The 14,515-nt window shown below is 44.7% G+C and carries 13 protein-coding genes and 1 tRNA gene; 6 read left to right on the top strand and 8 right to left on the bottom strand.

All coding sequences use genetic code 11. From position 1 onward, the window contains the following. Positions 1 to 166: 166 nt before the first annotated feature. From C8322_RS00790 to C8322_RS00780, 3 genes are all read left to right on the top strand, one after another. A complete protein-coding gene (locus C8322_RS00790; RefSeq protein ID WP_111810269.1) occupies positions 167 to 517 on the top strand; it encodes a hypothetical protein in 351 nt (116 codons plus the stop codon). Positions 518 to 778: 261 nt separating this feature from the next. After that, positions 779 to 1,006: a hypothetical protein gene (locus C8322_RS00785; protein ID WP_004813658.1), complete on the top strand. Its 228-nt coding sequence runs from the start codon at positions 779 to 781 to the stop codon at positions 1,004 to 1,006. Positions 1,007 to 1,225: 219 nt separating this feature from the next. After that, positions 1,226 to 1,301: transfer RNA gene (locus C8322_RS00780), tRNA-Thr, on the top strand. 84 nt (positions 1,302 to 1,385) lie between these two features. On the opposite strand, the gene C8322_RS00775 is transcribed toward C8322_RS00780, so the two are convergent. From C8322_RS00775 to C8322_RS00755, 5 genes are all read right to left on the bottom strand, one after another. Continuing rightward, entirely contained in the window at positions 1,386 to 2,234 is an 849-nt protein-coding gene (locus C8322_RS00775) for an SAM-dependent methyltransferase (RefSeq protein WP_111810268.1), read from the bottom strand. A 2-nt stretch (positions 2,235 to 2,236) separates the two neighbouring features. Further along, on the bottom strand, positions 2,237 to 3,544 hold the full coding sequence (locus C8322_RS00770) for an FAD-dependent oxidoreductase (protein WP_071320867.1): 1,308 nt from the start codon (positions 3,542 to 3,544) through the stop codon (positions 2,237 to 2,239). A 414-nt stretch (positions 3,545 to 3,958) separates the two neighbouring features. Next, the gene (locus tag C8322_RS00765; RefSeq protein ID WP_111810267.1) at positions 3,959 to 4,837 is read right to left on the bottom strand and encodes a pirin family protein; all 879 of its coding nucleotides are present in this window, start codon (positions 4,835 to 4,837) and stop codon (positions 3,959 to 3,961) included. Positions 4,838 to 5,160: 323 nt separating this feature from the next. Continuing rightward, complete coding sequence (gene ahpC, locus C8322_RS00760) at positions 5,161 to 5,724, bottom strand: alkyl hydroperoxide reductase subunit C (RefSeq protein WP_076752916.1); 564 nt, start codon at positions 5,722 to 5,724, stop codon at positions 5,161 to 5,163. Between the two features lie 167 nt (positions 5,725 to 5,891). Next, the gene (locus C8322_RS00755) at positions 5,892 to 6,506 is read right to left on the bottom strand and encodes a TetR/AcrR family transcriptional regulator (protein ID WP_111810737.1); all 615 of its coding nucleotides are present in this window, start codon (positions 6,504 to 6,506) and stop codon (positions 5,892 to 5,894) included. Between the two features lie 144 nt (positions 6,507 to 6,650). On the opposite strand from C8322_RS00755, the gene C8322_RS00750 reads away from it, so the two are divergent. Continuing rightward, positions 6,651 to 7,136, top strand: coding sequence for a hotdog fold domain-containing protein (locus tag C8322_RS00750; RefSeq protein WP_111810266.1), 486 nt, complete (start codon positions 6,651 to 6,653; stop codon positions 7,134 to 7,136). Positions 7,137 to 7,190: 54 nt separating this feature from the next. Here the strand turns inward: C8322_RS00750 and ssb are convergent, their stop codons facing one another. From ssb to C8322_RS00735, 3 genes are all read right to left on the bottom strand, one after another. After that, positions 7,191 to 7,772 (bottom strand): single-stranded DNA-binding protein, encoded by a 582-nt coding sequence (gene ssb, locus C8322_RS00745; RefSeq protein ID WP_071320869.1) that lies wholly within the window; start codon positions 7,770 to 7,772, stop codon positions 7,191 to 7,193. Positions 7,773 to 7,823: 51 nt separating this feature from the next. Further along, entirely contained in the window at positions 7,824 to 9,188 is a 1,365-nt protein-coding gene (locus C8322_RS00740; RefSeq protein WP_005220623.1) for an MFS transporter, read from the bottom strand. A 153-nt stretch (positions 9,189 to 9,341) separates the two neighbouring features. Continuing rightward, on the bottom strand, positions 9,342 to 10,430 hold the full coding sequence (locus C8322_RS00735) for a DUF475 domain-containing protein (RefSeq protein WP_034592551.1): 1,089 nt from the start codon (positions 10,428 to 10,430) through the stop codon (positions 9,342 to 9,344). A gap of 223 nt (positions 10,431 to 10,653) precedes the next feature. Between C8322_RS00735 and tenA the strand changes: the two genes are divergently transcribed. Both tenA and uvrA read left to right on the top strand, forming a co-directional pair. Then, positions 10,654 to 11,322 carry a thiaminase II gene (gene tenA / locus C8322_RS00730; RefSeq protein ID WP_008305148.1) on the top strand — a complete coding sequence of 223 codons (669 nt, stop codon included), beginning with the start codon at positions 10,654 to 10,656 and terminating at the stop codon, positions 11,320 to 11,322. Positions 11,323 to 11,667: 345 nt separating this feature from the next. Continuing rightward, a complete protein-coding gene (uvrA, locus tag C8322_RS00725) occupies positions 11,668 to 14,499 on the top strand; it encodes an excinuclease ABC subunit UvrA (RefSeq protein ID WP_005220621.1) in 2,832 nt (943 codons plus the stop codon). The last annotated feature ends 16 nt before the right edge of the window (positions 14,500 to 14,515 follow it).

Below are 14,515 nucleotides of genomic sequence, written 5' to 3'. Positions count from 1 at the left end.
AATATAAAATGTGTAATCAGAAGCTCGCTGTAGTTTCTTTTCCAATTTAATACCTCCTTCCTTATGATGGAGGTATTTTTTTATTTTAAAAAAAATCAGTTCTTATACAGTGGTGAATTCTCTTATACTCTTATTATTCAGCCCCGGATAACAACTAGAAAAGACGATGAAAAAACTAACCTTTACTACCCTGCTCGTTATGTTTGTTATTGCTGGTTGCCAAAAGCAGCCTGAGCAGGCAGAAGCCGCAATGTCGACAGATAAAAACTCTATAGATGTCATTCAGTTTGAACAGGCGGATCAGAAAATCAGTGGTTTTCTGGACCAGTTAGATAACCCGGCTACACCTATGGAACTTCGCAAGAAAATCATTTGCGAAGATTATCCTGAGGTGTATTTTAAAGAATATGTACCTGCCTTTATAAAAATTGCGCCAGAAAACACAAAAGAACAGTTAGCACAGGATTTGAAGCTAGCACTGGATTTTTATAAGAAGAAGGACAATGTCGTTTGCTAATGCTTGTCTTTTAATTAATGAACAAATGAATTGCCCTCTTTTCCCTATATATACTTCATGAAAGTTATACAAAAAATTCAGTTACTGAATTCTAACTTGGCATAAAAATAGCTTAATTTTATTGTCATCATCGCTATGTTATGTTGCTCTTAGCGGGCACATAAAAGGAGAACAAAAACCAGTAGATCCAACCAACCACGCCATTGATCTTGATTCAAACTAAAAGCTAAAAGATAGACACACTGCTATTCGGGAGCGAACATGAATAACAGCGCAAACTATGCAAAACAGATCAAAAATGCTAAACGTGGCGGTTACACTCCGACCATTGCCAAAGACGTCAACAAACATAAGATTCAAAAAGCCCTCAGACTCATCGAACAGTGGAGAAGCCTCGCTCAAGAACTCAAACCCCAAATGCAGTTTGACATGGCCTTTACCTTGGAGGAATGTGCTCAGGATCTGGACCGTATCCTAAAAAGCCGATAAACCTAGTTTTTATTCATCTCTGAAACCAGCTTACATTTTCCACCCTCGCCCACACTTTCGCATGTGGGCGATTTTCATGAATCCAGCTGATGTATTTCAAGTTTTGCAGCTTTTCGTATCATGCAGAATTCAATCAAACTTAAAATTTCACCAAAGCATTTAAACGGTTATTTTTTGGCTTGCATCACCCCGAAAAATCTGTAGAATGCACACCACAACGCCGGCATAGCTCAGTTGGTAGAGCAACTGACTTGTAATCAGTAGGTCCACAGTTCGAATCCGTGTGCCGGCACCATTTTCTTAGCCTCGCTTTTTTAGTGAGGCTTTGATGTTTCTGGAGTCTGCATTTTCTACGGGCTTGATCTTTTCAGGCACTGTTCTAGTGCTTTGCTTTCGCGCTGATCTGCACATACCGCACCACACCTTCTTCAAAAAGCTTTCGGCATAGTTTTGCGGTCATCTGAATTTTAAATTCATCTAGTCTGGACGTCTTTACAGACTGAACCATTTTTTTTGAATTTAAATCCTGCTGTACATACCTGGCAAAACCGGCAAAGACTGATTCTGACAGATCTTCAACCTGAACATCTGTGAATTCAAACTGATCCAGACATTCATATAGCGTACCGAGCGGCATCAAATCACTTAAATTGACATCTGCTGATTTCAGCAAAAGCTGGTATTTACGCTTTTGAAATGAATTTAAAGTTTTCCAGCGCTCAGACAAGACTAGATGATGAAAACCGATTCGCGCTTTTGAATTCAAAACTGGGACTATCTGTTCCAGCAAGCTTGGTACGCTATTGTGATAAGCCGCATCCAGACACAGCACAGCGTTAAACTTATGTGGGAAATGGATATCTTTTAGTCGAAGAAAAGAAGCATGATAAATTGCATTCAGTTCAGGTAAATGCTGCTGAATCCTGGTAACACAAGTTTTCTGTAGCTCTACGCCTGCCAGGTATTGCACCTGATAGTGCTGCTGCCAATGCAGCAGACTGGCACCCTGGCCACAGCCAAGATCCAGTAATTTATCTTTTGAATTTAAATGAATGGTTGCAGCCAGATGATCAGCCAAAGCCTGACAAGCAGCAACATAGTCCTGCTGCCCTGTCTGCCAGTAACCAAGATTGCTCCAGGGCAATAATGAAGTATCTCCAAGCAATGCCGCATTAATAGCATATTTATGCTCGGGTAGACGCTGCCGAAAGGCCTGGAACAGTTTCATGCTTAATAACCGAGTTGTGGTGCAACCTCAATATTCGGTTTTAATCCCTCGAATGGCAATGGTGCGCCAAAGATTTCTGCAATCTTCATCGCTGAAGTAACTGCAGATTCCAGAATTGGCAAGCCATCACATGACCATGAACCACAATAGAATACCTTACGGTCCTGATCCAGATGACGTTGCTGTAATTCCTTGTTCAAGGCTACAGTATGCGCATCAACCACTGCGCGGGTCAGTGTCACAGAAGAAATAACTTTCTTCGGATCGATATCAGTCACCGGGCGCCAGGTCTGGAATACCGGAGATTTACCTACCAATGTCGGTTCAACCGCATTGAGCCATACCGTAAACTGCTGACGGGTAAACTTGCGGTCCATCATATAGCTTAGTACTGCCCAGTCTTTACGTTTCGGCGGCATCACGCTGGTATCGGTATGGATTACCAATTGCCCCTGCTCAAACTGGAATTTTTTCAATAATTCTATATCTGTTGCAAACTGGTCTTTATCAAGAAATTCCTCGATCTTGTTGGTGGGTGTAGCAACGATGACACGGTCAAATAACTTGGAATAACCCGCCGCATTTTCTACACGGACCTGATCACCCTGCTGTTGTACCAGCGTGGTTGCTGCACCACTGACAATGTCGATGCCTTCAATCAGTTTATCCACCAAGGCTGGTGTACCGCCCTGCATACGTAATAATGCATCGCCATCTGTCAGTTGACGTAGGAAAATCAATAAGGGCTTGGCTGGCCATTCACCAATGGTTTTTGGGTTACAGGTACAGATGGTATACAGCACTGGCATCACCGCACCATGCCAGAATACTTCTTCAATATCATTGCGATTAATAAATTCTGCCAGGCTGATATCCTGATTTTTAGATTTAAAGAATTTGTTCAACGCTGTTTTTAGTTGTAATAAACCTTTAACCAGACGCCAGCCATACTGCTGAAGGCCTTTACGGTTATTGATAATCGGAAAGTTACCAATTCGGCTACGCGAAGTCGTCAGCCAGGTTTCAGTCCGGTCCTCAAATAACCAGCTGCACGCCATATAAGTGCGTACCGGATAGGTCTTGATCCCCAGATGAGTCGCAAGACTTAGCGTATTTTTCCACAAGTACGGATTCATCACACGCAAAGGAGCATCTACTAGTCCACCTTCAAACTCGAGGCTGTGACTGTCCATGCCGCGCCCCTGCAGCGCTTCAAAAATAGTGATGTGATGTCCTGCATCCTGAAGAATTCTGGCTGTAGCCAGTCCGGCCATGCCACTACCAATTACTGCGATATCCAAACTGATCATCCGTCATTGAGAAACTTTTAGAAATTATGTACCAAGCCTGCCGTAATTAGGCTATTAAAATCTTCCAGATTGCGTTTTTTTCAGATGGACTAAAGCGCTTGAAAATTCATAATTTTTTACATTTTTAATATAAAAAGTTAACACTGTTTAAATTTATGCTTTTATTGATATTTTTTGTATTTTTAAAAAAATTATCCTTTAAAAACAATACATTTAAATTAACCAATTTTTTAACTTTCGTTTTACAAAAGATACAAGAAGCGCTATAATTTTCTGCATAATAAAATGATAACTCCATCGCCCTCCACAGTGTTGAAGTTATTTAAAAAATCTTATAATCAGAAGAACTTACAGCGCATAACTATTTAAGAGCCTCTGCACTGCAGAGGCTTCTTTCTTTCTGGACTGACATTTTTATTCAGTAGCTACCGGAATTTCTCCAAATTTACCCTGATTAAAATCCTGGAAGGCTTGGACAATTTCTTCCTTGGTATTCATCACAAAAGGACCATAACCTTGAATGGGTTCCTTCAAGGGTTCACCAGTCAAGACTACGAATTTGCTGTCCTGATAAGCCTGAATCTGGATTATAGGATCGCTATCCTGAGCAAATATCACAATAGAACTGTCCAGAACTTTCTGGCCAGCATTCACTACCAGCTCTCCACTCAATAGCACCAGCAAAGCATTATGACCGGCAGGTATCTGCAGCATCGTTTCATAATCTGCTTTGAGTTCACCATCCCAGACATTGACCGGACTAAAGGTATGCGCCGGACCATGATGCCCATCAAGTTCACCAGCGATGACCCGGATATGCCCTGCACCTTCATCCATTTCAATCCGGGGAATATCAGTTGCCGTCAGTGCCTGATAACGCGGTGTAGTCATTTTGTCTTTGGCAGGTAAATTCACCCACAGCTGGACCATTTCAAACAGACCACCATTCCGGGCAAAGTCTGGAGAATGGAATTCTTCATGCACCACGCCTGCACCTGCAGTCATCCACTGTACATCACCTGCCTGAATCGTACCGCCACCACCGCCAGAATCCTTATGTGTTACTCCACCCTGATAGGCGATCGTCACGGTTTCAAAACCACGGTGTGGATGTGAACCGACACCCTGCTGCACCGTAGTCGGATCAAAATGATACGGCGCTGCATAATCCAGCAACAGGAACGGACTGATGACCTGACCAAGACGGTCATAAGAAAACAGGTTTTTAACCGGAAATCCATCACCAACCCAATGCATGTGCTGACTACGGTAAACGCCTATGACTTTTTTCATCTTTTACTCCTATCTGAATAGGATAAACATGTATTCATTGTATGCGTTGCGGATAACTATCGATACTAGGCCAATGAAATGCAGTATCCCAAATATAAGACAATACTGGTGTCAGTACTGGTACCCTACAACTGGTTTATACCTTATGTAAAAGCCAGCGTCGGGTGATGAAAAACTGATCGAGCATCTGGTTGAAGGCTTGCTTGCCACAGCCGAAAGTCATCAAGGCTATATGATTTAATTGTCCTTTCATTTTCGAATAACCATAAAAAAATCCAGCGCTGAAGGCTGGATTTTCTTATGGTTGATAAAGATTTGTCGAATTAGATTTTACCTACCAGATCGATTGAAGGAGCAAGAGTCGCTTCGCCTTCTTTCCATTTTGCAGGACATACTTCACCTGGATGAGCATATACGTACTGAGCTGCTTTTACTTTACGAAGCAGTTCCTGCGCGTCACGACCGATACCACCTGCGTTGATTTCAATGATCTGGATTTTACCATCCGGATCAATCACAAAAGTTCCGCGGTCAGCCAGACCTTCAGCTTCGATCAGCACTTCAAAGTTTTTCGCCAGAGTCCAGGTTGGATCGCCAATCATTGGATACTGGATTTTACCAATCACGTCAGACGTGTCATGCCAAGCTTTATGGGTGAAGTGCGTATCCGTGGATACACCATAGATTTCTACACCTAATTTCTGGAATTCAGCATATTGATCAGCAAGATCGCCTAATTCTGTTGGACAAACAAAAGTGAAGTCAGCAGGATAGAAGAATACAACAGACCATTTGCCTTTCATGTCCTGCTCAGATACTTCAATAAATTGACCATTGTGATAAGCAGTTGCGTTAAATGGCTTAACTTCAGTATTGATTAAACTCATGTGATTTTTCCTATCAGTTCGCGGGAATTCATTCGATGAACTAAGAATACGCAAAAACTAATAATAGATAAAACCGTAACTTTTTATAAAAACTATCGGTTTTTTAGATTTATAAATTCTATTAATTTTTTACTTATTATCTTTTATTCCAATTTAACTCCTGACCTCTACCGAGAAAAATGCTGTAAAGAATCCCAAACTGACTGTGCCAAAGCAGATACGTGCTTTTGCGGAAAATCCTTGACTCGACCTGCCAGCCAGGCACGGCAATAGCTTTCTGTCGCGCCAATTACTAAAGAGGTCAGTAAAGCAGGTGGGACAGCTTGCTGACAAGCGGCATCTGACTGCTGGGCCAGCCATTTCTTTAAATCCTGATTGCGCTGGCTGGTACGCTGTTCCAGATCCTGACGCAGCTCTGAGGTATGTACCACATGATGGGCTGCATAGAGAAAACGGGCAAAATCTGGATAACTGATGACCCAATCAATATAACTTCGGATAATGGCATGAATACCCTGTTCAGCACTTTTCGCTTGGGATAAGGCATCTAAACGTCGGCTGGACTGATCCTTTAAAGCGGCTAGATACAGCGCAGCTACGATCCCATCCTTGTGATGAAAATGATGATAAATTGCGCCAACACTGGTTTCTGCCCGATCCCGAATCATTTCAATCGTCGTTGCAGCTATGCCACTCTGTACAAATTCCTGTAGCGCACAATTCAGAATTTGACGCTTTAAGGCCAAGCGTCCGCCTGGATAACTCCCTTCCAATACATCCATACCTTGCATTCTCCTTAATGTACTCGGCACCGTTAATCATTAACTTGTCTATTTTAAACACTTTTCTTGTGAGTCCTGCAAATACAGAATATTATTCTATATGAGGATCTTATTATTATTCACCTCTTACGCAGGATCGCGATCATGAGCCAGGCTCTAAAAATATGGAAAACCTTTCACAAAAAACCAGGTGGTAAATACATATTTTCCAGATTACTTTGCATAAAAATACCTTATTTCAGCAATATTTCCCCATTGCTCGAAACGCTTGCTCCGTATTATTGCGAAGTGAGCATGAAGAAACATGCGGCTGTACTCAATCATCTAGATACAATCCATGCGATTGCCATATGCAATCTGGCTGAACTGGCAGCAGGTACCATGACCGATGCCAGCGTCCCCAAAACCCATTCCTGGATTCTAAAAGGTATGCAGGTCGAATATCTTAAAAAAGCAACGACCGATTTAAGAGCCATTGCCACACCTGCAAAGTTAAATGTTGAATGGCATGAAATTGCTGAATACCAGGTTAATGTTGAGGTTCTGGATATGGCACAAGAAACCGTATGCCGTGCCCTCATCACAATGTGGGTATCTCCTAAAAAGAAGAAAACAAATAAACGTGTTTAAAAAAACCCGTCGGATGACGGGCTTTTAAGGATGCTTTTCTGCTTTAAATTTTAATCAAAATGGTAAGTCATCATCCAGGTCTGCTGCAGGCGCTGCAACTGGAGCTGGTGCAGATTTTGGCGCAAAACCGCTTGGGTTATTATTGCCATAGCCATTACCACCCGCAGGTGCATTATTGAAGCCACCTTGCTGTGGTGCATTATAACCTTGTTGACCAGCATTGTTATTGCCATAGCCGCCCTGGTTATTGTTGAAACGTGGCTGTGCAAAACCGCCATTGTCTGACTGTTCACCTTGAGGACGGCCAGAATCCAGCATTTGCATCTGCTCACCACGGATTTCTGTAGTGTAACGCTCTTGACCACTTTGGTCTGTCCACTGACGGGTACGTAGTGAACCTTCGATATAGACTTTAGAACCTTTACGTAGATACTGCTGTGCAATTTCACCTAAACGGTTATGCAGCACAATGCGGTGCCATTCTGTTTGCTCTTTACGCTCACCAGTGTTCTTATCCGTCCACGAATCACTGGTCGCGATAGAGAATTGAGTGAGAGAACCCCCATTCGGGAAAGTTTTTGTTTCAGGATCTCGACCTAAAGTACCTACTAAAATAACCTTATTTACACCACGCATGAGACCTATACTTCCTATTTGTTTCTATATTTTACTTTATAAGAGTTATGCTTAAATGGCTACCTCTTTACCCAACAAGTGCGTTAATTGTTGTCGCGCAGTATCATTAATCTGCTGTTTATCAACCTTGACGTAGGCCACTTGCTGTTCCGGCATCACCACGACTTCTTCAATACCATGAATAGATAAAAGCTGTGAAGTCCATTCATCTGTTTGTCGATTTTCAGGCAGGCTTAACACCAGGGACGAAAGATAGCGCGGCTGAGCCAGACCAAAACTAATGAGCAGCCAAATTATAGCAACCGCAGTCAAAATACTCCAACCCATGGAAGTATCATTCAGCAACAAAAGTTGTCCGCCTAGCGTACCGCCAAAGAAGGCGCCGAGGAACTGACTGCTGGCATTCACGCCCATCGCTGTTGCCTTGGACTGAATTGGCGCAACCTTGGATAACCACGATGGTAATAAGGCTTCCATTACATTGAAGGCAATAAAGAAGATCCCTAAACCAGTGAGCAGGATATATTTCGATTCAAAGCCAAAAATCAGTACCAATAGGCCAACGATAATTCCCGCAATTGCAGTCAGGAAAATACCACGCATTTTGCGGTATTTTTCCGCCAGAATAATGCTTGGAAAAGCAAAGAACAGACTAATCACGAGTAAGGGCAGATACACCCAGCCATGACTGGCCAAAGGAATATTAGCGAACTCAATCAGCTGCGAAGGCACATAGATAAACATTGCCGTGAGTAACAGATGCAGGCTAAACACCGAAACATGCAGGCGATTCAGGTCACCCATTTTTAGGACTTGTTTCAGCTGAATCAGATACCCCTGCTGAAAATTACGATGATGACGGGTCACTTTTGGCACCATCAGCAGCATCGCAATTGCCGCCAACCCCATTATGGTAGTCACCCAGAACAGCCCTGAAATACCCACAAGACCCGTTAACCAAGGACCTAAGGTAAATGCCACCACAAAAGATAAGCCGATACTCATGCCCATGGTCGCCATGGCTTTCATGCGGTTTTCTTCACGGGTCACATCGGCAAGCAATGCCATGACCACCGCCGAAACCGCACCGCCGCCCGCAATGGCACGCCCAATAATCACTCCATAGATTGTGTCCGACATGGCGGCAATTGCACCACCCAGAGCGAATAGCAATAACCCGATGACCACCAACGGTTTGCGACTGAAACGGTCTGCAATCAGGCTAAAGGGAATCTGTAGAATGGCCTGAGTCAGACCATAAACCCCCACTGCCAGGCCAATCAGTGCCGGCGTAGCATATTCATATGACTGTCCTGCAACCGAAAATACAGGGATAATCATAAACAACCCCAGCATACGCAGTGCAAAAATGCTGCTAAGCGCAAAGGTTGAGCGACGTTCTAGGGCATTCATCATAAATTATGGTAGTTCAATTGATGGATCTTCAGGCGAAGATTATAGGACATTCGGCCGGGATGGATGCAGGAATTTTATTTGAAATAAGATGATGCTGATCTAAAAAATAAAAAAGCGCAGCCGAAGCTACGCTTTTCATTCAGGGTCAGCACTTTATTTGTCTAAAGCTGCCTGACGCTTCTTGTACTGAATCGAGGCAATCACTGCCCAGACAATAAAGGCCACACCGATCAGACCGGTCACCAATTCTGGTACATGCAGGCCGGTTCCGCTGGCAATCATAATGAAAGCCAAGGCACCAATCGCATAATGCGCACCATGTTCCAGATAGATATAGGCATCCAATGTGCCCTGCTCAACCAGATAAATCGTCATTGAACGAACAAAGATCGCACCAATTGCCAGACCGAGCATGATGATCACCACGTCTGAGGTAATCGCAAAGGCACCTATCACGCCATCAAAACTGAACGAGGCATCCAGAACTTCTAAATAGAGGAAACCACCAATACCGGCTTTCACTACACCCGTCGGTACGCCATTTTCATCATGACGAATGGCATTGCCTTCTTCATCGACTTCCGGTTCACCACCGAGCATATGGCTCAGCACCTGCACCCCGATATAAATCACGATGCCCCAGATTCCCGCCATGGTCACGACCAGACGCTTGGCTTCATCGACATTGGCTGCCATGATTAACAAGGCCACCAGTGCAATAAAGACCGACATCGCCGGAACACTGGCCAGGTTGGATAAACGGCGTTCTACTCGTCTGAACCAGTGGGTATCCTTTTCTTCATCCAGGAAGAAATTCAGGAATACCATCAACAGGAAGGCACCACCAAATGCCGCAATTTCAGGATGATGCGCCATCAAACGCGCTGAATATTCTTTTGGATCATTCAGGGCCAGACGTACCACTTCCATAAAGCCCAGGTCTGCAGTCACTGCAACAATGACCACCGGGAAGATCAGACGCATCCCGAAAACTGCAATCAGAATACCCACTGTCAGGAATAGCATTTTCCAGAAATGATCCCAGCCACGCAGAACAGAGGCATTGACAACCGCGTTATCGAAGGACAACGACACTTCCATAATCGCCAGAATGGCGGTAATGGTCAGTGCTGTGAACATGGTTTGCAGGCCCGCTTCCGGACCATGGGTATAACCCCAATAAGCAGACAAACCAAGGCACACGATCGAAAATGCGATTGAGAAACCAAAATGTTTCAACATACAAATCGACCTTAGATAAATTTCATTGAGTGTATTTCTTTTATTGTAGGGAAATACCAAGACTAAAACTTGTCTCAATTATGAAACTTTTGCCGCATAAACCAAAGCACTTCCTGAACCATTTTTTGCGTATTTTCTGCTTTTCAAATCTATCGATCTTTTCAACGGGTCGATCTTTGCTATAGTGCTGCATGCTTTGACTTCAACTGCTCAGGATTTCAGTATGAGTTTCTCTCAAGACGTATGGCAACGTAACCTCGAACTTTATCAAAAGACCCTGGCCCTGCCTTTTAACCAGCAGCTGGCACAAGGCACATTGAGCCGTGATGCCTTCAGTCATTATGTGATTCAGGATGCGCATTATTTGCTGGCCTATGGCCGTGCACTGGCAGTCTGTGCCGCCAAAGCCTTTGAGGCTGATGATGTGATCCAGTTTAGTGAAGCGGCTAAAATTGCGATTGTGGTCGAGCGCAGCCTGCATAATGGCTTTATGCAGGATTTCGGTATCAGCAAAGCCCAGTTCGAAGATACGCCGTTGACTCTGGCCTGCCATCACTATACTTCCTATTTGCAGGCAACTGCCTGGGCCGAAAGCTATCCGGTGGTGCTGGCAGCCCTGCTGCCATGTTTCTGGATTTATGCAGAAGTCGGCAAGGATATTGTCGATAAGGCCGCAGCCAATAATCTTTATCAGGCCTGGATTGATACTTACGCCGGGGAAGATTTCCATACTGCTGTACGCAATGTGATTGCAACTGTGGATCGCGTAGCAGCGCGTGTCGATGCCGACACCCTGGAAAAAATGCATACAGCCTATACCCATGCAGCGCGTCTGGAATGGTTGTTCTGGGACAGCGCATTTGAGCAACGCCAGTGGCCTGGTCTGGATTGATACAAGCTGAATTCAGCCCTGTTCAATACGGGGCTTTTTATTTTTTCTACAAAATTCTAAATAGGCACAATGATCCTAATTTTTATCTTGGATCGATGCTCCGCAATGCTAAGCACTCTGTGTTTTTTTACAGAGCTTAAATCCATGTTCAAATGCTTTGATTAAAAGCAGGACCAAAATTTTAATCGGAAAAAATATCTCATACATTTTTAACTTATTGCTTTGGTACTGATCTTTTGACCAATCACCGACATAACTTGACGTTTAAAATACTTTTATTTGCACTTGAACATTTTTCATCCGGTATCATATAAGGGTTTTTGATGAATATTCTAGGATCATTGCATGAGCCAAAGCCACATCCGTATTCGAGGCGCACGTACCCATAACCTTAAAAATGTGAACCTTGATATACCACGCGACAAGTTTGTGGTGATTACGGGACTGTCTGGTTCAGGTAAGTCCTCACTGGCATTCGATACCTTGTATGCCGAAGGTCAGCGCCGCTATGTCGAGTCATTGTCTGCCTATGCACGCCAGTTCCTGTCCCAGATGGAAAAACCGGAAGTCGATTCGATAGAAGGCTTAAGTCCGGCCATCGCGATCGAGCAGAAGTCGACCAGCCACAACCCGCGTTCAACCGTGGGGACTATTACTGAAATTTATGACTATCTGCGTCTGCTGTATGCTCGCGTCGGTACACCTTATTGTCCAGAACATGACCTGCCGATGGTCGCGCAAACCGTGAGTGAAATGGTGGATGCGGTAAAAGGCTTGGAAGAAGGTACTGGCCTGATGCTGTTGGCGCCTGTTGTACGTGAACGCAAGGGTGAATATTCCGCATTATTTGAACAGTTACAGAGCCAGGGTTTTGTACGCGCCCGCGTGGATGGCGAGATCATGGAAATTGATCCTCCGCCGGAACTGGATAAAAAGAAAAAGCATACCATTGAAGTGGTGGTTGACCGCTTTAAAGTCCGTGATGATCTGGGTAACCGTATTGCCGAGAGCTTTGAAACTGCCCTTCGTCTGGGTGGCGATATTGCCATTGTCTCGCGGATGAAAGGCGAACGGCCAGATCGTGTTTTCTCAGCCAAACATTCCTGCCCGAAATGTGATCGTGCGGTGGCGGAACTGGAACCACGTCTGTTCTCGTTCAATAATCCATTTGGTGCCTGCCCGGTTTGTGATGGCCTCGGTACGCGTAGCCATTTTAGTGCAGATAAACTGATTCCAAATCCTGAACTGAGTATCAGTCAAGGCGCAATCCGGGGTTGGGACCGTCAGCGTCCATATTATTACAGCATGATCGAAAAGGTCGCCAATCACTTTGGCTATTCACTGGATACGCCATGGAATCAGCTCGAAGCCGATGTTAAAAAGAAATTCCTCTATGGAACCGGTCGCGAAAAGATTGACCTGAGTTATATTGATGAACGCGGTCGCCGTCATAATCGTGTGATTGCTTTTGAAGGTGTACTGCCGCATTTGGAACGCCGTTATCGTGAAACTGAAAGCAATTATGTCCGTGATGATCTGGCACAGTACTTGTCCAATGCCGCCTGTGATGCCTGCGATGGTTCACGTCTGAATGAAATTTCACGTAATGTCAAAATTCTGGACAAGACCATTGCTGACATTACCCGCATGTCGATTGGTGACGCCGAAAGCTACTATCAAGGTTTGAATCTTGAAGGTGCCCGCGGTGAAATTGCCGATAAGATTTTTAAGGAAATCCGTGAGCGTCTGCACTTCCTGGTGTCTGTTGGTTTAAATTACCTGAGTCTGTCCCGTTCAGCTGAAACTTTATCTGGTGGTGAAGCACAACGTATCCGTCTGGCTTCTCAGATCGGTGCCGGTCTGATGGGTGTCATGTATGTGCTGGATGAACCCTCGATTGGCCTGCACCAGCGTGATAACGACCGTCTGCTACAAACCTTGGTACGTCTGCGGGATCTTGGTAATACGGTATTGGTCGTTGAACATGATGAAGATGCAATTCGTGCCGCCGACCATATTATTGATATCGGTCCAGGTGCCGGCGTACATGGCGGTCATGTGATTGCTGAAGGAACCTATCAGGAACTTGCTGAACATGAAGATTCCCTGACTGGTAAATATCTGTCTGGCAAGCTGAAAATTGAAGTACCGAAAAAACGGACCCAACCACCAAAACCGGAAGAACAGATCAGGCTAATGGGTGCAGCAGGCCATAACCTGAAAAATGTCGACCTGACCATTCCATTAGGGGTGATGACCTGTGTCACGGGTGTATCAGGTTCAGGTAAATCGACGTTAATTAACCGGACCTTGTTGCCACTAGCAGCAACACAGCTCAATGGTGCAACCACTCAGACCTCAGAGAAATTTGATTCGATTGATGGTCTGCAATTCCTGGATAAAGTTGTAGATATTGACCAGAGTCCAATTGGACGTACACCACGTTCCAACCCAGCGACTTATACCGGTCTGTTTACTCCGATTCGTGAACTGTTTTCACAAACACAGGAAGCCAAGGCACGTGGTTATGCAGCCGGCCGTTTCTCGTTTAACGTGAAAGGTGGTCGCTGTGAGGCCTGCGAAGGCGACGGTATGATCAAGGTGGCAATGCACTTCCTGCCGGATATGTATGTGCCTTGTGATGCCTGTCATGGCAAGCGCTATAACCGTGAAACGCTGGAAGTAAATTACAAAGGTAAGAACATTTCTGATGTACTGGAGATGACTGTTGAAGATGCCATGCATTTCTTCGATGCCATTCCAGTGATTCACCGTCGCTTGGAAACCTTACATCAGGTTGGCTTAGGTTATATCCGTCTGGGTCAGTCTGCGACAACACTTTCTGGTGGTGAAGCACAGCGGGTGAAACTGGCACGTGAACTGGCAAAACGTGATACCGGCCAAACCCTGTATATTCTGGATGAGCCGACGACTGGCCTGCATTTCCATGATATTGCCAAATTGCTGGATATCCTGCATCAGCTCCGTGACAAGGGCAATACCATTGTGGTGATTGAGCATAACCTGGATGTGATTAAGACTGCGGACTGGATCGTGGACTTAGGTCCTGAAGGGGGTTCAGGTGGCGGTATGATTATCGCGGAAGGCACACCTGAAGAAGTGGCAAAGAGTAAGACTTCGCATACCGCGCGGTTCTTAAAGCCGTTATTGAAATAAGGAATCTCCCCTAGCC

Source organism: Acinetobacter sp. SM1B (assembly GCF_003289665.1).
GTDB classification, from domain to species: Bacteria; Pseudomonadota; Gammaproteobacteria; order Pseudomonadales; family Moraxellaceae; genus Acinetobacter; species Acinetobacter schindleri.
This window is presented reverse-complemented; position numbering and strand designations above follow the sequence as displayed.

Coding starts and splice junctions, on each gene's coding strand:
- C8322_RS00790 (WP_111810269.1), top strand. CDS start 167: ATGAAAAAACTAACCTTTACTACCCTGCTCGTTATGTTTGTTATTGCT.
- C8322_RS00785 (WP_004813658.1), top strand. CDS start 779: ATGAATAACAGCGCAAACTATGCAAAACAGATCAAAAATGCTAAACGT.
- C8322_RS00775 (WP_111810268.1), bottom strand. CDS start 2,234: ATGAAACTGTTCCAGGCCTTTCGGCAGCGTCTACCCGAGCATAAATAT.
- C8322_RS00770 (WP_071320867.1), bottom strand. CDS start 3,544: ATGATCAGTTTGGATATCGCAGTAATTGGTAGTGGCATGGCCGGACTG.
- C8322_RS00765 (WP_111810267.1), bottom strand. CDS start 4,837: ATGAAAAAAGTCATAGGCGTTTACCGTAGTCAGCACATGCATTGGGTT.
- ahpC (WP_076752916.1), bottom strand. CDS start 5,724: ATGAGTTTAATCAATACTGAAGTTAAGCCATTTAACGCAACTGCTTAT.
- C8322_RS00755 (WP_111810737.1), bottom strand. CDS start 6,506: ATGGATGTATTGGAAGGGAGTTATCCAGGCGGACGCTTGGCCTTAAAG.
- C8322_RS00750 (WP_111810266.1), top strand. CDS start 6,651: ATGAGCCAGGCTCTAAAAATATGGAAAACCTTTCACAAAAAACCAGGT.
- ssb (WP_071320869.1), bottom strand. CDS start 7,772: ATGCGTGGTGTAAATAAGGTTATTTTAGTAGGTACTTTAGGTCGAGAT.
- C8322_RS00740 (WP_005220623.1), bottom strand. CDS start 9,188: ATGATGAATGCCCTAGAACGTCGCTCAACCTTTGCGCTTAGCAGCATT.
- C8322_RS00735 (WP_034592551.1), bottom strand. CDS start 10,430: ATGTTGAAACATTTTGGTTTCTCAATCGCATTTTCGATCGTGTGCCTT.
- tenA (WP_008305148.1), top strand. CDS start 10,654: ATGAGTTTCTCTCAAGACGTATGGCAACGTAACCTCGAACTTTATCAA.
- uvrA (WP_005220621.1), top strand. CDS start 11,668: ATGAGCCAAAGCCACATCCGTATTCGAGGCGCACGTACCCATAACCTT.